The organism is Oerskovia flava (genome assembly GCF_026163685.1).
Classification (GTDB): domain Bacteria; phylum Actinomycetota; class Actinomycetes; order Actinomycetales; family Cellulomonadaceae; genus Oerskovia_A; species Oerskovia_A flava.
Genome location: NZ_JAOXSR010000001.1, coordinates 893,176 through 910,299, shown reverse-complemented (window position 1 = coordinate 910,299; position 17,124 = coordinate 893,176). Strand labels below are relative to the sequence as shown.

The following is a 17,124-nucleotide window of genomic DNA, read 5'->3' as shown; positions in this document are numbered from 1 at the left end:
GCCTGGGGAGCGGACCAGGCAGGGTCAGCCCCGCCCCACGACGCCTGACCCGTTCGTCCTCCACCGGCTCCACAACGACAAGGTCCGCCTTCGTGATGCTCCCTGCCGTCCTCGGGCTCACCGCGCTCCTCGCGCTGATCGCCCCCTTCCTCGGTCGCGCCCTCGGCCGTGCTGCCGGGTGGCCTCTCGCTGCCGGGCTCCTCGCGCTCGCCCTGTGGATCGGGATCGCACCTCCCGCCACCGGCACCGAGTGGTCCGTGGCATGGATCCCCTCGCTCGACGTCGCGCTGCACCTGCGCTACGACGGGCTGACGGGCATGTTCGTCATGCTCGTGCTGGGGGTCGGCGCGGCCGTGCTCGCGTACTCCGCGAAGTACCTGCGCCCCGGCCCGCACCCCGGCTTCTACGGGCTGATGACCGCCTTCGCGGCGGCGATGACGGGCCTCGTGCTGGCCGACGACGTGATCCTGCTCTTCGTCATGTGGGAGTTCACGACGGTCTGCTCGTTCTTCCTCATCGCGCGCACCAGCCCGCAAGCACACGCGCCCGCGGTGCGGACCTTCCTCGTGACGGTCGCCGGCGGCCTGTGCCTGCTCGGTGCCGTCATCGCCATGTCCGTGGTCACCGGGACGACGCAGCTCAGCGCGATCCTCGTTGACCCCGTCTGGTCGCAGGACACCACCTTCGCCGCGACGATCGCGGTTCTCGTCGCGCTCGCCGCGTTCACGAAGTCTGCCCAGTTTCCTTTCCACGCGTGGCTGCCCGACGCCATGGTCGCCCCGACGCCGGTGAGCGCGTACCTGCACGCCGCGGCGATGGTCAAGGCCGGGATCTACCTGCTGCTGCGGTTCTCCGCCGCGCTCGCCGAGGTACCGGTGTGGAACATCCTGCTCGTCACGGTCGGCCTGATCACCACAGTCATGGGGGCGGTGTTCGCGCTCCAGCGCAACGACCTCAAGGAGCTGCTCGCGTACTCGACGGTGAGCCAGCTGGGCCTGCTCGTCGCGGTCATCGGCATCGGCACGCCCACCGCGCTGCTCGCGGCCTGCGTGCACACCGTCGCCCACGCGCTGTTCAAGTCGGCGGCCTTTATGCTCGTCGGCGTCCTCGACCACCAGACAGGCACACGCGACATCCGTCGCCTCGCCGGCGTCGGGCGGGCGATGCCGCTCACGGCCGTGGCGATCGTGCTCGCCGCGACATCGATGGCCGGGCTGCCCCCGCTCCTCGGCTTCGTCAGCAAGGAGTCGGTGCTCGCCGGGATGCTCGAGGCTCCCGGATGGGCCGGTCCCGTGACCGCCGGTGTCGCCGCGCTCGGCGCGGTGTTCACGTTCGCCTACTGCGGACGCATCGTGCTGCGTACGCTCCCGGGCGTTCCCGACGACGAGCTGCGCTCCACGATGCGCGAGGGCTCGCTCGGGCTCGTCCTGCCCGCCGCGATCCCTGCCGCGCTCGGCCTGCTCCTCGGCCCCGGCGCCGCGCTGCTCGACACGATCACCGGGTCGGCGGCGAGCGCGGCGGCCGGCAGCGAGGTCGACGCGCACCTCACGCTCTGGCACGGGATCACCCCCGAGCTCGGCATCTCGCTCGTCATCTACGCCCTCGGCCTGCTGCTCGTGCTCCGCTCGCGCACCGTCGAGCGCGTCCTCGGGCGTCAGCTCTTCCCGTTCACCGGCGTCGAGGCGGTCGCCGCCTGGCAACGCTGGACGGTCGCTTTCGGCGCTCGGGTCGGCGACCTCACCCGGACCGACGCCCCGGCACGGCACCTGGCGATCCCGGTCGTCGCGATCGCGGTCGTCGCCGTGGCCGCCGCCGCGTCCGTCACGGGCCTCGGCGACGCGCGCGAGACCTCGCGCCCGCTCGACTGGGTGCTGCTGGGGATCGTAGCCCTCGGTGTCGGGGCGGCCGTCACCGCTCGGTCGCGCCTCGGGTCGGTGGCCGTCATCGGCATCGTCGGCTTCGCGGTTGCGGTGCTGTTCTTCGCCCTCGGCGCCGCCGACGTCGCGCTGACCCAGCTCCTCGTCGAGTTCCTCACCGTCGTCGTCGCGGTCCTGCTGCTGCGCAGGCTCCCTCGCAGGTTCCGGAAGGTGCCCCCGCGGCGCGTGCTGGTCACCGGCACGATCGCGGTCCTCGGTGGGCTCTCCGCGGGCCTCGCGACGTTCGCGCTCACCGGGCGGCGTGACCTGTCCGCCGCCGGCGAGCACTTCCTGCTCAATGCGCCGGACGACACGGGCGGCAGCAACGTGGTGAACACGATCCTCGTGGACTACCGCGCGCTCGACACCCTGGGTGAGCTCACCGTCCTCGGGATCGCCGGCGTAGTCGTCGCGGTCCTGCTCGAGTCGGCACGGGCGCTGCCCATGCGCTCGCGCGACGGCGGCCCCGCCATCGCGGTGCTCCCCCGCTCGCCGCTCGTCGACCCCGTGCAGAACGGGCTGTTCACCCGTTCGCTGGCCAAGCCGCTCGTGCCGCTCATGATCGCCTTCTCGCTCTACTTCCTGTTCCGCGGGCACAACGCCCCCGGCGGGGGGTTCATCGCGGCCCTGGTCGCGGCATCCGGCTTCGCGCTGGCCTACCTCGCCGCGACGTCGGACTCCCCGCGGCGCACGCCGTACTACCCGCTCATCGGCGGCGGCGTGCTCATCGCCGTCGTCACAGGCCTCGCCGGTCTGGTCGACGGGTCCTTCCTGCGGCCGCTGCACGTCGACGCCCTGGGGATGCACCTGACCACTGCCCTGATCTTCGACGTCGGGGTCTACCTCGCCGTCATCGGAGTGGTCGTCGCGGCGCTCGACCTGCTCGGCAGCAACCCGCCGCCGGTCGGCACGGTGAGCGTCGACGAGCCACCCCCGACACCCGCGGCCGGCACGGATGCGGACGCCGACGGCGGCACCGGTGCGGACACCGGTGCCTACACCGAGGGGACAGAACCGCCCCCACCGCAGGAACCGGCGATCGCCGGCGCCCACCGACCGTCCACGAACCCGAAGGAGACCGCATGACGCTCGCGATCATCGTCGGGCTCCTCGTCGCCGGCGGCATCTATCTCGTGCTCCAGCGCGAGATGCTCCGCATCGTGCTCGGCTTCATCCTCCTCAGCCACGCCGTCAACGTCCTGCTGCTCGCCGCCGGCGGCGCCGACCGGCGAGGGCAGCCCCTCGGCGACTCCCCTGATCCGGCGACCACCGCGGACCCGCTGCCGCAGGCGTTCGTCCTCACCGCGATCGTCATCGCGTTCGCGATCACGATCTACATGCTGTCCCTCTCCGTCGTCGGGCGCGGTGACGACGACACCGACGTCCTGTCCGACGCGGCGCGCGCCGACCGTGGCGCGCACGAGGATCCACCGCCGATCGAGGAGATCGCGCGGGCGCACGGCATGACCCTGAGCACCGGGTCCGGCGGCGGCACCGGCAGCGGCACCAGCACCGGTAGCAGCACGACGGGAGCGGACGCATGACCGCGACTCTCCTGCCGCTGTTCGTCGCCGTCCCGCTGGTCGCGGCGGCCGTGCTGCTCCTCGTGCCCGGCTCACGTCACTGGTCGACGTCGGTCCTGCTCGCGACGCTCACGGCGTCCGGCCTCGCCGGCATCGCCCTGATCGTCGAGACCGCCGACGGTTCCGCGCTCGCGCACGGGATCGGGCTGTGGCCGTTCGGCATCTCGATCCCCTTCGCCGCCGACATGTTCACCGCACTCATGCTCACGCTGACGGCGGTCCTGTCCGTGACGTGCTCGGCGTTCGCGGTGGCCTCGACGCATGTGCGCCTGCGGTTCTTCGCGCCGCTGGTCCTCGTGCTCGCCGCGGGGGTGAACGGCGCGCTGCTCACGGCCGACCTGTTCAACCTCTTCGTGTTCGTCGAGGTCATGCTGCTGCCGTCCTACGGCCTCCTGGTGATGTCCGCGCCCGGCCGTGCGCCGCTGCGCCGCGTGACCGGCTCACGCCTGTACGTGACGGCGAACCTCCTCATCTCGACCGTCTTCCTCGCAGGCGTCGGGCTCACCTACGGTGTCGCCGGGACGGTGAACATCGCCGAGCTCGCCGGCGCGGCGAAGGACTCCCCCGTCGTCGCGATCGCCGTCGCCGTGTGCCTGTTCGCCCTGTCGATGAAGGCCGCGGTCGTGCCCGTGCACGGCTGGCTCGCCCGTGCCTACCCGGACGCCTCCCCGGCCGTCACGGCGCTGTTCTCCGGTCTGCACACCAAGGTCGCGATCTACGCCATCTACCGGATCTACGCGGTCGTCTTCGAGGGGATGAGCGAGTACCTGTGGATCGGCGTCGTGATGTTCTCCCTCACGATGATCGTCGGCGTGCTCGGTGCGGTCGGCGAGAACTCGACCCGGTCGATCCTGGCGTTCCACATGGTCAGCCAGATCGGCTACATCCTGCTAGGGGTCGCGCTCTTCGGACCGATCGGTCTCACGGCGGGGATCTTCTACCTGCTGCACCACATGATCGTCAAGGCGTCGCTGTTCCTGTCGACGGGTGCGGTGGAGGTCCGCTACGGGACCGGGCCGCTCGGCAGCGTGCACGGCATCGCCCGGGCGGAACCGCTCATCGCAGTGACGTTCTTCATCGCCGCGATGTCGCTGGCCGGGATCCCGCCCTTCTCAGGTTTCGTCGCCAAGCTCGCGCTCATCACCGCGGCGCTGGACTCCGGCCAGGTGGCTGCCGTCGTCGTGATGCTGGTCGTCAGCATCATCACGCTGATGTCGATGCTGAAGATCTGGTCCGGGACCTTCTGGGGACGGCCGGGGGTCGTCCCCCGTGGCTCCGTGACCCCGGAGCACGTCAGCGGAGAGTTCGACGAAGCGCAGGCCCGCGACGCGACGACCATCCTGGCCGTCCAGCCGCGACGCAAGATCAACCTCGCGCTCGCCGCCCCGGCGGTCTTCCTCGCCGCGCTCACCGTGGCGCTCGGCCTCGGCGCGCAAGGACTCATGGAGCTGAGCGAGATCGCGGCGTACAACCTCGTGGACACCACGACCTACGTGGAGGCGGTGACCGGAGCATGAGCTGGCTGACCTGGCCGTTGCGCTGGGCGTGGTTCGTCGTGTGGTTCGTGTGGCAGGTGGTGGTCTCGAACTTCACCGTCATCCGAGACACGGTCACGCCCGGGCAGAACTCGTCGCCCTGCATCGCTCGCCTCGAGACCCGGTGCCGCTCAGCGGCCGAGGTCACGCTCCTGGCGACCGCAATCACTCTGACACCCGGCACGCTCACGCTCGGGACGCGCACGCGACCCGGATCGAGCGACGGCGCTTGGGACCTGTACGTCCACGGCATGTATGCGGACGGTCCGGAGGGCCTGATCGCCGAGCTGCGCGTCATCGAGGACCACATGGTCCGAGCCACCCGACGGAAGGAGACCGCCTCGTGATCGCCCTCACCGTGGCGGCAGGTCTGGTGGTCCTCGCCATGCTGGCTGCGGCCTACCGGATGATCGCCGGACCCGACGACGCGAACCGCGCCGTCGCGGCCGACCTGTTCTTCTTCGCGATCATCGCGATCATCGCGATCGTCGGGGTCGCGACCGAGAGCGTCGGCACGTTCGACCTGGTCCTCGTCGCCTCGCTCGTCGGATTCCTCTCGGCGCTGTCACTGGCACGCGCCCTGACCCGTGGGGAGCGCTGACATGACCACCTCCGTCCTCGAGATCGTCGGACAGGTCCTCGTCGTGCTCGGCGGGATCGTCTTCCTCACCGCCGGCCTCGGACTGCTCAAGCTGCCCGACGTCTACACCCGGACGTCAGCCATCTCTACGGCAGCCGGGTTCGGCATCGTCCAGGTCGTCATCGGTGCGCTCCTCATCGCACCGGCGCTCGACGACACGATCAAGGTCGTGCTGGCCGTCGTCCTTCAGCTCGCCACGTCCGCGATCGGTTCGATGGCCCTCGCGCGAGCCGCCTACACAACGGGTTCACCACTCGTTGCGAACACGTCCCCGGACGCCATCTCCGACGACACCCCGGACGACCGCACCGACGCCGTCAAGGGGAGCACTGCCGAGGGCTGACGTCCCGCGTGCGGACGTGCGATGCTCGGGAGAGAGCCCCACAGCGGGTCCCGAGCACCGTCGCTCACCAGGAGGTCGCACGATGAGCAGCACCAGACCCGACGACGTCGTGATCGTCGCCGCCGCCCGAACTCCCCAGGGACGGCTCCGCGGCTCGCTCGCGACACTCACCGCGACCCGGCTGGGCGCCGTCGCGGCGCGCGCGGCGCTAGAGCGCGCGGGGTCGCTCGGGGCGTCGGTCGGCGCCGTGATCTTCGGCCAGGTCCTCCAGGCGGGTGCCGGCCAGAACCCCGCCCGTCAGACCGCGATCGCCGCCGGGATCGGCTGGGACGTCCCGGCCGTCACGCTCAACAAGGTCTGTCTCTCGGGTCTGACGGCCGTGATCGACGGCGCGCGCCTGCTCCGCACGGGCGAGGCGGAGGTCGTGCTCGTCGGTGGCCAGGAGTCGATGACGAACGCCCCGCACGTGCTGCCGGGAGCGCGCGCAGGCTTCACCTTCGGTGACGTGACGCTCCTCGACGCCGCCGCGCACGACGGCCTCACCGACGCGTTCGACCACGACTCGATGGGCGTGTCGACCGAACGGACCAACACGGGCGACGCCTACGTCTCGCGGGAAGACCAGGACGCGCTCGCGGCCCGCTCGCACCAGCGGGCGGCGGCTGCGTGGAAGGACGGACGGTTCGACGCCGAGATCGCGCCCGTCCTCGTCCCGCAGCGGCGCGGCGAGGACATCGAGGTGCGCACGGACGAGGGCGTCCGACCGGACACGACGCCCGAGTCCCTCGCACGGCTGCGCCCGGCCTTCGCCCCGGACGGGACCCTGACGGCCGGGAACTCGTCCCAGATCTCCGACGGCGCCGCCGCCCTCGTCCTGACGACCCGCGCCCGCGCCGAGAGCTCCGGAGCACAGGTGCTCGCGACCGTCCGGTCGGCCGGTCAGGTCGCCGGACCCGACACCTCGTTGCACTCACAACCCGCGCGCGCGATCGCCGCCGCCCTCGACCGGGAGGGCTGGAGCGCCGGTGACCTCGACCTGGTCGAGATCAACGAGGCCTTCGCGACCGTGGTCGCACGGTCCACCGCCCTCCTCGGCGTCGACCCCGAGCGGGTCAACGTGCACGGCGGCGGGATATCCCTCGGCCACCCCATCGGCGCCTCGGGTGCACGCCTCGCCGTCCATGCGGCGCACGAGCTGGCACGCCGCGGCGGTGGTCGCGCCGCGGTCGGGTTGTGCGGCGGTGGCGGCCAGGGCGAGGCGCTCCTGCTCGAATCCTGAGCCACCCCCTACTATCGGGGCGTGGAGCACACCGAGGCAGCACCGTCCGAGGTCGACGTCCGGCAGCCCGAGGTGATCGAGCCGGCCCCCTCCCCGCGTCACCGCGTGGCGGACGCGTTGCTGCGGTACGTCCGCCGGTTCTCGGCGACCGGGCTCGTGCTCGCCCTGCTCTTCTTCTGCCTCTCCTGCACGCCGTCCCTCATCCCGCGCGCCTGGTACTTCCAGGCGGTGATCAGCGGGATGAGCGTCGTCGGCGGGTACGGGCTCGGGGCGTTCGCGCAGTGGTTCGCCGGCCGTGTCGGGCTGCGCGTGCGGTGGAGCGCCCGGGCGGGCCGGCTCGCCTGGTGGGTGCTCGCCGGCGCGACGATCGTCCTGGTGCCGTTGTTCCTCGTGCTCGCCGCCCGCTGGCAGTCCGAGCTCCGCGAGCTGTTCGGGATGCCGGCCGAGTTCGCGGCCCGGGACGTGGCGGTCGTCGTCACCACGCTCGTCGTCGCCCTCCTCGTGCTGCAGGCGGGCCGGGGGCTGCGCCGGGTCGCCCAGCTGTTGAGCCGGCTCGTCGGCCGGGTCGTCCCCGCCCCGGTGGCCCGCTTCGCGAGCGGCGTCGCCGTCGCCGTCGTGACCGTCCTGCTGTTCAACGGCGTCATCTGGTCCGGCACGCTCAGCCTCCTCAGCTCGGTCTACGCGACGGCGAACGACACCGTCGCCGCCGACCTCGTCCCGCCGACGCAGACGGAGCGTTCCGGCTCGCCCGGCTCGCCGGAGACGTGGGAGTCGCTCGGCGCCGAGGGCCGCAACTTCGTCGCCCTCGGCCCGACCCTCGACGAGCTGCGCGACTTCGCCGCAGCGGGGACCGTCGTCGACCCGGACGCCGTCCTCGAGCCCGTGCGCGTCTACGCCGGCCTCGACGCCGACGGCGACCTCGACGCGACCGCCTCGCGGGTCGTCGCCGAGCTCGACCGCACCGGCGCCTGGGACCGCTCGACGCTCGTCGTCGCGACCACGACGGGCACCGGCTGGGTGGATCCCGGCATGAGCGAGGCCCTGGAGCTCATGCACGGCGGAGACACCGCCATCGCGACCATGCAGTACTCGTACCTGCCGAGCTGGATCAGCTTCGTCGGTGACCGCAGCACACCGCCGGACGCCGGCAAGGCGCTGTTCGAGGCCGTCTACGAGCGGTGGTCCGACCTGCCCGAGGACGACCGGCCCCGCCTGCTCACCTTCGGCATCTCCCTGGGCTCCTTCGGCGCCCAGGGCGCCTTCAGCGGGCTGCAGGACATGACCGCGCGCACGGACGGTGCGCTGTTCGTCGGCACGCCCGGCTTCACCCCGAACTGGCGGGACCTCACCGACGCCCGCGACTCCGGGTCGCCGGAGTACTCGCCGGTCCTCGACGCGGGCGCGCAGGTCCGGTGGGGCACCGGCGCCGCGAGCGCCGCCACGATCTGGGAGCTGCCCACGACGTGGGAGGAGCCGCGCGTCGTCTACGTCCAGCACGCGTCGGACGGCGTGACGTGGTGGTCGCCGTCGCTGCTGTGGTCCGAGCCCGACTGGTTGCGCGAGCCCCGCGGACCCGACGTCCTCACCGACGTGCGGTGGTGGCCGTTCGTCACGTTCTGGCAGCTCACCGGCGACCTGTTCGTGGCGGCGGCCTCCGACATCCCCGCAGGTCACGGGCACAACTACCACCTGGAGTACGCGGACGGCTTCTCGGCCCTGCACCCGCCCGCGGGGTGGACGGACTCCGACACGCAGCGGCTCAAGGACGTGATGGGACCCGCGGCCCAGCAGGGTTCCGCCGGGTAGCCGGCTCGACCACGCTCGCGCCGTCGGCCACGAGCCGCTCGGGAAGGTCCTGCAGGGCGGCGACCTGCTCGAGGTGGTGGACGCCGGGCGGCACCTGCCCGGCGAGGACGGCGCGGGCCGCTGCCGCCGCGACGAGCCCGGTGAACCGTCCCTGTCCCCGGGCGGTGAGCGCGTGCTCGGAGGCCCCGCGCGCCGAGGACGCCGTGGCCATGACGGTGAAGCGGTCCCCACCCGCGTGGAACCGTCCGAGCGTCGTCACCAGCGCGCGGCGCGCCCGCGGCGCTCGCATCGCCCGCAGGAGCCCCAGCCGCCGCGCGCCGAAGAGAAGGCGGGTCTGCACCCGGGAGTCGAGCGAGAACCTCGTGGCGACGCGCGGCACGCCCAGGGTCCTGCGCAGCGTGTGCTGGTCGGAGAAGTCGAACGGGTGGGCGGTCCGGTCCCCGAACCCGGGCACGTGGAGGCGGCGAGACGAGCGCGGCCCCGTCCTGCTCGTGGGGTCGACGAGCTGGTCGACGGTCCAGCGCACGGCGTCCGCCCCGTGGCGCTCCCCCGCACCGAGGACGACGGTGAGGTCGATGCGCTCCGCCCCGCCGACGCCCTCGTGCGCTCGCCGAGCCAGCAGGTTCGTCAGTCCCGGCGCGACCCCGACGCTCAGGAGCATCGGCGACCCGGCACGGCGCGCCTGCGCGTCGAGGCGCTCGACCGCCTCGAGCTGGGTCCGCGTCGCCGAGACGTCGACGAGCCCTGCTCCGTGCTCGACGCACAACCGCGCGACCCGGTCGTCCCCGGGCTCGACGCACAGGACGACCACCCCGACCCCGTCGAGCGCGGCGCGCAGCGTCGCGAGGTCGTCGAGGTCCACGCGGGCCGACCGATCGAGGCCGAGCCGGTCGGCGAGCGCCGCCGCGCGCCGCGCGTCGCGCCCCGCGGGCACCACCCGAGCGCCGAGCGTGCCGGCGAGGGCCTCGCACACCGCTGACCCCACGGCTCCGTACCCGCCGACGACCAGGACATCCGTTTTCGCTGTAGTCATGCTCTAGTGAGTATCACTGTAGTCTTACTACAGTCAAGATCGGCTGACCCGACCGAGGAGGACCGATGAGCGGGACACGCGCCGAGAAGGCCCGGGCGACCCGGGGCCGGATGCTCGACGCCGCGCGCACCCTGTTCGTCGAGCGCGGGTGGGCCCGCACGTCCGTCGAGGACGTCGCCCGCGCGGCCGGCGTCGCGACGCAGACCGTCTACTACACGTTCGGGACCAAGCACGCGCTCTTCGCCGAGGTGCTCGACGTGACGGTCGCCGGCGACGCCGAACCCGTCGCGACCCTCGACCGCGACTGGGCCCGGCACGCCCTGGGGTCCCCCGACCCGCGCGACCACCTGCGCCGCCAGGTCGCCGGGACGCGCACCGTCATGGAGCGCGTCGTCCCGCTCCTGCGCACGCTGCGCGAGGCCGCCCCCGCCCACGAGGAGATGGCCGCGCTGTGGGCCGAGAACCAGCACCAGCGCCGGGAGGTCACCGCCCGGTTCACCGCGTCGCTCGCGGGCAAGGCCACGCTGCGCGTGCCCGAGGACCGCGCTCGCGACGTCACCTACGTCACGCTCGGACCCGAGGTGTACGACCAGCTCGTGGAGTCGTGCGGCTGGAGCGGTGCGCAGTGGGAGGACTGGGCCGCCGACGCCCTCGTGCGCCAGCTCCTCGCCTGAACCCGTGCCTCGGGACGCGCCTCAGGACGTGGGCGCGTGCGCCTCGAGGAACGTGTACACCTCGGTCGTGTCCACCCCGGGGAAGGCGCCGACGGGCATGGCGGCCAGCATGCTGGCGTGCGGGCGGGCGCTCGGCCAGGCCTGGTCCGCCCACCGGTCCGCCAGCACGGCGGGCGGGCGGCGGCAGCAGGACTCGTCCGGGCAGCGGGAGACGGTGCGCTCGGTCGTCTCGCGCCCGCGGAACCACTTGACGTGCGCGAACGGCACCCCGACGCTCACGGAGAACTCGCCGTCGGCGGTCTCCTGGACCCGTGAGGTGCACCAGTACGTGCCGCTCGGCGTGTCGGTGTACTGGCTGAACGGGCTGAGCCGGTCCTCGACCGCGAAGACCGTGCGGGCGGTCCAGTGCCGGCAGACGTACTGCCCCTCGACCGCGCCGAGCGCGTCGGACGGGAACCGCACGCCGTCGTTCTCGTAGGCCTTGTGGATGATGCCGGCCTCGTGGATCTTCATGAAGTGCACCGGGATGCCGAGGTGCTTGGTGGCGAGGTTCGTGAACCGGTGCGCGGCGGTCTCGTAGGAGACGGCGAACGCGTCCCGCAGGTCCTCGACCGAGATCTCCCGCTCGTCCTTGGCGGCGCGCAGGTGCTTGACCGCGTCGCGCTCGGGCAGCAGCAGCGCGGCCGACAGGTAGTTCGCCTCGACGCGCTGGCGCAGGAACTCGGCGTAGTCGCGCGGCTCCTGGTGGTCGAGGACGTGGCTGGCGAGGGCCTGCAGGAGGGCCGAGCGAGGGTCGCTCGCCGCGCGCATGCCGTTGCTCGGCAGGTAGACGCGGTGGTGGCGCAGGTCGATGACCGACCGCGTCGAGTGCGGCAGGTCGTGGACGTAGTGGAGCGAGAAGCCGAGGTGCGCGGCGAGGTCGGCGGCCACGCGCTGGGACATCGGTCCACGCGTGTGCCCGACGCCGTCCAGCAGGTCCCGCGCCGTGTCCTCCAGCTCCGGGAAGTGGTTGTCCTGGGCGCGCATGACCGCGCGGAGCTCGGCGTTCGCGCGCCGCGCCTCCTCGGGCGTCGCGGCGCGCTCGGTGTGCAGGCGCGCGAGCTCGCGCTGGAGCGCGACGATGGTCTCGAGCGCATCGGTCGGCAGCGACTTGCCCACCCGCACGGGGTGCAGCCCGAGCGCCGAGAAGAGCGGCCCGCGCTGGGCGCGTTCCAGCTCGATCTCGAGGGCGTCGCGGCGGGACGGCGGCTCGGCCGACAGCAGGTCGTCGAGGCTCGCCCCGAGCGCCCGCGCCACGGCCTGGAGCTGCGCGAACCGCGGTTCCCGTCGGCCGTTCTCCAGCATCGAGACCTGCGACGGCGCGCGACCGATCGCGGCCCCGAGCTCGTCGAGGGTCATGCCCTTCGCGGTGCGCAGGTGGCGCACACGACGGCCGATGGTCAGCGCGTCGGGTTCGCTCTCGAGCGGGATTCGCGCAGGTTCCGAGGTTCCGGCGGTGCTGGACGTCGAGATTGCCATGACTGAGGGTGACACACCTCACTCCTTGCGCACAACAGAAGAACGACGCTTCTTCTCCTCGGATTGGCTTGAGAACCCCTTGCACGAGGGAGGAAGGTCGTTTCAGGAGCTCCGGCGACGGAGATCCCCGACCGCACCACCGCACAGGAGGCACCCCGTGAGCACGCCCACCATCGTCACCCGACGCGCCAGCACCGAGTACACGACCGGGAGCACCCGGGTCGCGTCCGCCGGCAGCTCGACCGGGCCGGCTCGTCCCGGAGACCAGCGCCAGACCGCTGCCGAGCTCGCCCTGACCTGGGCGACCGACCCGCGCTGGACCGACGTCCGCCGCGACTACACGGCCGAGGACGTCGTCGCGCTGCGCGGCTCGGTGCGCGAGGACCGCACCCTCGCGCACCGCGGCGCCGAGAAGCTCTGGGACCTCCTCCACACCGAGGAGTGGGTCGCCGCGCTCGGTGCGATGACCGGGAACCAGGCCGTCCAGCAGGTGCGTGCCGGGCTCAAGGCGATCTACCTGTCCGGCTGGCAGGTCGCCGCCGACGCCAACCTCTCGGGCCAGACGTACCCCGACCAGTCGCTCTACCCCGCGAACTCCGTCCCCGCCGTCGTGCGCCGCATCAACAACGCGCTGCTGCGGGCCGACCAGATCGAGACCGCCGAGTCCTCGACCGGCAAGCCGGAGCGGGACTGGCTGGCCCCGATCGTCGCGGACGCGGAGGCCGGGTTCGGCGGTCCGCTCAACGCCTACGAGCTCATGCACTCCATGCTCGAGGCGGGCGCCGCGGGCGTGCACTGGGAGGACCAGCTCGCGTCGGAGAAGAAGTGCGGCCACCTCGGCGGCAAGGTGCTCGTGCCCACCGCGCAGCACATCCGCACCCTCAACGCCGCGCGGCTCGCGGCCGACGTCGCCGGGGTCCCGGCGGTGATCATCGCCCGCACCGACGCGCTCGCCGCGGACCTCATCACGTCCGACGTCGACCCCCGGGACCAGGAGTTCCTCACCGGGGAGCGCACCTCCGAGGGCTTCTACCGCACGCGCCCCGGGATCGACACCGTCATCGCCCGCGGCCTGGCCTACGCCCCGTACGCCGACCTCATCTGGGTCGAGACGGGCGAGCCCGACCTCGAGCTGGCCCGCCGGTTCGCGGAGACGGTCCACGAGCAGTACCCGGACAAGAAGCTCGCCTACAACTGCTCACCGTCGTTCAACTGGAAGAAGCACCTGGACGACGCGACCATCGCGAAGTTCCAGAAGGAGCTGGCCTCCTACGGGTACGCGTTCCAGTTCATCACGCTGGCCGGCTTCCACGCCGTCTCGCACTCCATGTTCGAGCTCGCCCGCGGGTACAACGACCGCGCGATGAGCGCCTACGTCGAGCTGCAGGAGGCCGAGTTCGCCTCCGAGGCCGACGGCTACACGGCCACCCGCCACCAGCGGGAGGTCGGCACCGGCTACTTCGACCGGGTCGCCACGGCTCTCAACCCGGACAGCGCCACCCTCGCGCTGGCCGGCTCCACCGAGACCGAGCAGTTCCACTAAGCCATCCCGCCTGACCCGCCTCACGCCGAGACAGAACGCCCGTCCGCGAGGGAGAACGCCAGTCGTCCTCCCTCGCGGACCGGGGTCCTCCCTCGACAGGGCACCTGACCGTTCGGAGACCGCCATGCCCATCACGCTCACCGACCAGACCACCACCTCGCCGCCCCCGGGCCCGACGTCCGACGCCGGAGCCCGGCCCGAGCGCCCGGGCCGCCCGACGCCGTCAGGCACCCTGCGCATCACCGGGACCCTGGGCCGCCGCTACGACGAGATCCTCACGCCGGGCGCCCTGGACTTCCTCACCGCGCTGCACGACCGGTTCGTGGCTCGCCGCCACGAGCTGCTGATGGACCGCCAGCAGCGCCGCCAGGACGTCGCCGACGGGATCGACCCCGACTTCCGGGCGTCGACCCGGCCGGTGCGCGACGACCCGACCTGGCGCGTCGCGGGCTCGACCGGCGCCCCCGGGCTCGAGGACCGTCGCGTCGAGATCACCGGGCCCACCGACCCGAAGATGGCGATCAACGCGCTGAACTCGACCGCGAAGGTCTGGCTCGCCGACGCCGAGGACGCGTCCAGCCCCACGTGGCGCAACGTCGTCGAGGGGCAGCTCGCGCTGCACGACGCGATCCGCGGCACGCTCGAGCACACGAGCCCCGAGGGCAAGGAGTACCGCCTGCGCTCGACGACGCTCACCGACCTGCCGACGATCGTGTTCCGCCCGCGCGGGTGGCACCTCATCGAGAAGCACATGCGCTACGTGGACCGCGCGGGCGTGAGCGTGTCGGCGTCGGCGTCGCTCGTGGACTTCGGCCTGTACGTCTTCCACAACGCCCGTGAGCTGGTCGCCCGGGGGCGGGGGCCGTACCTCTACCTGCCGAAGCTCGAGGGGTACCGCGAGGCGCGGCTGTGGAACGACGTGTTCACGTTCGCCCAGGAGTGGATCGGGATCGAGCACGGCACGATCCGTGCGACCGTGCTCGTCGAGACCCTGCCCGCCGCGTTCGAGATGGAGGAGATCCTCTACGAGCTGCGCGAGCACTGCGCCGGCCTCAACGCCGGTCGCTGGGACTACCTGTTCTCGATGATCAAGTCGTTCCGCACCCGGGGCGCGTCCTACGTGCTGCCGGACCGCGCGCAGGTCACGATGACGGCGCCGTTCATGCGGGCGTACACCGAGCTGCTCGTCGCCACGTGCCACCGGCGCGGGGCGCACGCGATCGGCGGGATGAGCGCATTCATCCCGGACCGACGACGGCCCGAGGTCACCGAGCGCGCCTTCGCCCAGGTGCGGGCGGACAAGGCGCGGGAGGCCGCCGACGGCTTCGACGGCACCTGGGTGGCGCACCCCGACCTCATCGACGTCGCGCGCGGCGAGTTCGACGCCGTGCTCGGCGACCGCCCCCACCAGGTGTCACGACTGCGCGAGGACGTGAACGTCGGCCAGCACGAGCTGCTCGACGTCGGCTCGGCCCGCCGCGCCGGGGCGACCGTCACGGCGGCCGGGCTGCGCGCGAACGTGTCCGTCGGCGTGCGGTACATCGAGTCGTGGCTGCGCGGGGTCGGCGCCGCGGCGATCGACCACCTCATGGAGGACGCCGCCACGGCCGAGATCTCCCGCTCACAGGTGTGGCAGTGGATCGCGTCCGGCACGCGCACCGACAACGGCGTGCCCATCACGCACGAACGCGTCGAGGCGCTGCTCGCCGAGATCGTCGACGACCTGCCCCGGGTGGAGGGAAACCGCATCGACGACGCGGCGACCGTCTTCCGCGCCGTGGCGCTCTCCGAGGACTTCCCGACCTTCCTCACGATCGGCGCCTACTCGCAGTACCTGGTGGGCTCCCCCCAGGACCAGCCGTAACCTCGCCACCCCCCGTGGCCGAACACGACCTTGGTGCCGTTATCCGCTGGATGACGGCACCAAGGTCGTTCTCGTGGCCGAGGTAGCTCGTGGTGGAGGTAGCTCGTGGTCGAGCGCGCCGTTGGGGCGGGTGTCTGGCGGCGGGGTGGGTGGGCGTGGGAGGATCCGCTCGCGCACGGCGGTCCGGTCGCTGAGCGAGCTCGTCCCGCCCCAGCACGCCCCCGGGAGCCCCGCGTTGAGCGATCTGTTCGCCTCACCCTCGTCGCCGCCGTCGCCGTCGCCGTCGCCGTCCGCGGCACCCACGCACGTCGCCGCTGCGCCACCTGCCGCGGTGCTCGCGCCGAGCCCGGCTGGTCCACCCGTCCCGTTCTCCGTCGGCCCAGTCGGCGCAGTCGGCCCCGTCGCGCACGCTCCGTTCACGGGTCCGGGCCGTCCCGACGGCCCGCCACGGCCCGGCATCTCCCTCACCTCGATCGGGGTGATCGCGGCGGTCGTCGGTCTGACGTTCGGCATCCTCGCCGGAGGCTGGCTCGGACGCACCGTCCCGGGACCGGAGCCGGAGCAGTCCGCCGTCGGTGCTGCCCCCGACTCCCTGACCGGCGCCGTCGCGGTCGCGCTGCCCTCGCCCCTCGCCACGGAGGAGTGATCCCCGTGACCACGCCCGCAGGCCCGCAGCCGACGCCCTACGGACCTCCGCGTCCGATGCCCTACGCACCTCCCGTGCACAACCCGTCCGCCCGCCCGGACCCGTGGTCGCGGCCTCCCGCCTCGCCTCGCAAGAGGGTGCTGGTCGGCGCCGTGTCGGGCGGTGTCGCGTTCCTCGCGGCCGGTGCGCTGTCGTTCGGCGTGACGTACGCCGTCGAGCACGCGGACGATCTCCTCGTTCCCACCGACGGCCTCGCCGAGGACGCCTGGTGGGACGAGGAGTGGCCCGATGTCTGGGTGGACTCCCCCGAGGACGGGACGCCGGACGACCCGTGGCCCATCGGCGTCACGGTCTACGGCACCGAGTGGGACGCGACGCTCGGCTCGCCGCGCGACGCGACCGCGGAGATCCTGGCGGCCGACCCGTCGAACACCGCTCCCGACGACGGGACGGAGTACTGGGTCGTCCCGGTCGCGGCGTACTCGTGGAGCGACGACGCCGCGCTCACGGAGGACGAGTCGGTCCGCCTCTCGTTCCTCGACGCCACCGGCACGGAGCACACGGCGTCGTGCGGGACGGTGCCCGGGGAGCTCGTCACGACGGGCCGCATCAGGGACGAGACGACGGTGGTGGGCAGCCTGTGCGTGGCCGTCCCCGCGGGGGCCGACGGCGTGTGGCGGCTGACGCTCGGCACCGCGGGCCCGGTCCACCTCGCGTCCGCGGACTGACGCACGCTCGACCGGC

15 protein-coding genes are annotated in these 17,124 nt (G+C 72.7%); 13 read left to right on the top strand and 2 right to left on the bottom strand.

Going from position 1 to position 17,124, the window contains the following annotated elements:
• The first annotated feature begins 95 nt into the window (after positions 1 to 95).
• The 8 genes from OHL10_RS04005 (at position 96) to OHL10_RS03970 (ending at position 9,102) form a co-directional block, all read left to right on the top strand.
• The gene (locus tag OHL10_RS04005; RefSeq protein WP_265521017.1) at positions 96 to 3,002 is read left to right on the top strand and encodes a DUF4040 family protein; all 2,907 of its coding nucleotides are present in this window, start codon (positions 96 to 98) and stop codon (positions 3,000 to 3,002) included.
• The gene (locus tag OHL10_RS04000) at positions 2,999 to 3,460 is read left to right on the top strand and encodes a sodium:proton antiporter (RefSeq protein ID WP_265520850.1); all 462 of its coding nucleotides are present in this window, start codon (positions 2,999 to 3,001) and stop codon (positions 3,458 to 3,460) included. Before OHL10_RS04005 ends, OHL10_RS04000 begins: the two co-directional genes overlap by 4 nt.
• Positions 3,457 to 5,016 carry a monovalent cation/H+ antiporter subunit D family protein gene (locus OHL10_RS03995; RefSeq protein WP_265520849.1) on the top strand — a complete coding sequence of 520 codons (1,560 nt, stop codon included), beginning with the start codon at positions 3,457 to 3,459 and terminating at the stop codon, positions 5,014 to 5,016. The genes OHL10_RS04000 and OHL10_RS03995 overlap by 4 nt, the downstream gene beginning before the upstream one ends.
• Positions 5,013 to 5,381 carry a Na+/H+ antiporter subunit E gene (locus OHL10_RS03990; RefSeq protein ID WP_265520848.1) on the top strand — a complete coding sequence of 123 codons (369 nt, stop codon included), beginning with the start codon at positions 5,013 to 5,015 and terminating at the stop codon, positions 5,379 to 5,381. Before OHL10_RS03995 ends, OHL10_RS03990 begins: the two co-directional genes overlap by 4 nt.
• Positions 5,378 to 5,635 (top strand): MrpF/PhaF family protein, encoded by a 258-nt coding sequence (locus OHL10_RS03985; RefSeq protein WP_265520847.1) that lies wholly within the window; start codon positions 5,378 to 5,380, stop codon positions 5,633 to 5,635. Before OHL10_RS03990 ends, OHL10_RS03985 begins: the two co-directional genes overlap by 4 nt.
• Before the next feature lies 1 nt (position 5,636).
• Positions 5,637 to 6,017: a cation:proton antiporter gene (locus OHL10_RS03980; protein ID WP_265520846.1), complete on the top strand. Its 381-nt coding sequence runs from the start codon at positions 5,637 to 5,639 to the stop codon at positions 6,015 to 6,017.
• 82 nt (positions 6,018 to 6,099) lie between these two features.
• The gene (locus tag OHL10_RS03975; protein ID WP_265520845.1) at positions 6,100 to 7,296 is read left to right on the top strand and encodes an acetyl-CoA C-acetyltransferase; all 1,197 of its coding nucleotides are present in this window, start codon (positions 6,100 to 6,102) and stop codon (positions 7,294 to 7,296) included.
• A 21-nt stretch (positions 7,297 to 7,317) separates the two neighbouring features.
• Complete coding sequence (locus tag OHL10_RS03970) at positions 7,318 to 9,102, top strand: alpha/beta hydrolase (RefSeq protein WP_265520844.1); 1,785 nt, start codon at positions 7,318 to 7,320, stop codon at positions 9,100 to 9,102.
• Here the strand turns inward: OHL10_RS03970 and OHL10_RS03965 are convergent.
• Positions 9,056 to 10,135, bottom strand: a complete 1,080-nt coding sequence (locus tag OHL10_RS03965) for a saccharopine dehydrogenase NADP-binding domain-containing protein (protein ID WP_265520843.1) — start codon at positions 10,133 to 10,135, stop codon at positions 9,056 to 9,058. The two genes, OHL10_RS03970 and OHL10_RS03965, sit on opposite strands and share 47 nt — an antisense overlap.
• A gap of 65 nt (positions 10,136 to 10,200) precedes the next feature.
• On the opposite strand from OHL10_RS03965, the gene OHL10_RS03960 reads away from it, so the two are divergent.
• On the top strand, positions 10,201 to 10,809 hold the full coding sequence (locus tag OHL10_RS03960; RefSeq protein ID WP_265520842.1) for a TetR/AcrR family transcriptional regulator: 609 nt from the start codon (positions 10,201 to 10,203) through the stop codon (positions 10,807 to 10,809).
• Between the two features lie 21 nt (positions 10,810 to 10,830).
• Here OHL10_RS03960 and OHL10_RS03955 read toward each other — a convergent pair whose 3' ends face one another.
• Entirely contained in the window at positions 10,831 to 12,327 is a 1,497-nt protein-coding gene (locus tag OHL10_RS03955; protein ID WP_265520841.1) for a helix-turn-helix transcriptional regulator, read from the bottom strand.
• Between the two features lie 157 nt (positions 12,328 to 12,484).
• Between OHL10_RS03955 and aceA the strand changes: the two genes are divergently transcribed.
• The 4 genes from aceA to OHL10_RS03935 all read left to right on the top strand — a co-directional run bounded on the left by aceA (position 12,485) and on the right by OHL10_RS03935 (position 17,108).
• On the top strand, positions 12,485 to 13,870 hold the full coding sequence (gene aceA, locus OHL10_RS03950; RefSeq protein ID WP_265520840.1) for an isocitrate lyase: 1,386 nt from the start codon (positions 12,485 to 12,487) through the stop codon (positions 13,868 to 13,870).
• A gap of 124 nt (positions 13,871 to 13,994) precedes the next feature.
• Positions 13,995 to 15,734, top strand: a complete 1,740-nt coding sequence (aceB, locus tag OHL10_RS03945; RefSeq protein WP_265520839.1) for a malate synthase A — start codon at positions 13,995 to 13,997, stop codon at positions 15,732 to 15,734.
• A 235-nt stretch (positions 15,735 to 15,969) separates the two neighbouring features.
• Entirely contained in the window at positions 15,970 to 16,380 is a 411-nt protein-coding gene (locus OHL10_RS03940) for a hypothetical protein (protein ID WP_265520838.1), read from the top strand.
• Between the two features lie 5 nt (positions 16,381 to 16,385).
• Positions 16,386 to 17,108, top strand: coding sequence for a hypothetical protein (locus OHL10_RS03935; protein ID WP_265520837.1), 723 nt, complete (start codon positions 16,386 to 16,388; stop codon positions 17,106 to 17,108).
• Positions 17,109 to 17,124 lie beyond the last annotated feature (16 nt).

Coding starts and splice junctions, on each gene's coding strand:
- OHL10_RS03980 (WP_265520846.1), top strand. CDS start 5,637: ATGACCACCTCCGTCCTCGAGATCGTCGGACAGGTCCTCGTCGTGCTC.
- OHL10_RS03990 (WP_265520848.1), top strand. CDS start 5,013: ATGAGCTGGCTGACCTGGCCGTTGCGCTGGGCGTGGTTCGTCGTGTGG.
- OHL10_RS03975 (WP_265520845.1), top strand. CDS start 6,100: ATGAGCAGCACCAGACCCGACGACGTCGTGATCGTCGCCGCCGCCCGA.
- OHL10_RS03965 (WP_265520843.1), bottom strand. CDS start 10,135: ATGACTACAGCGAAAACGGATGTCCTGGTCGTCGGCGGGTACGGAGCC.
- OHL10_RS03995 (WP_265520849.1), top strand. CDS start 3,457: ATGACCGCGACTCTCCTGCCGCTGTTCGTCGCCGTCCCGCTGGTCGCG.
- OHL10_RS03960 (WP_265520842.1), top strand. CDS start 10,201: ATGAGCGGGACACGCGCCGAGAAGGCCCGGGCGACCCGGGGCCGGATG.
- OHL10_RS03955 (WP_265520841.1), bottom strand. CDS start 12,327: ATGGCAATCTCGACGTCCAGCACCGCCGGAACCTCGGAACCTGCGCGA.
- OHL10_RS04005 (WP_265521017.1), top strand. CDS start 96: ATGCTCCCTGCCGTCCTCGGGCTCACCGCGCTCCTCGCGCTGATCGCC.
- OHL10_RS04000 (WP_265520850.1), top strand. CDS start 2,999: ATGACGCTCGCGATCATCGTCGGGCTCCTCGTCGCCGGCGGCATCTAT.
- aceB (WP_265520839.1), top strand. CDS start 13,995: ATGCCCATCACGCTCACCGACCAGACCACCACCTCGCCGCCCCCGGGC.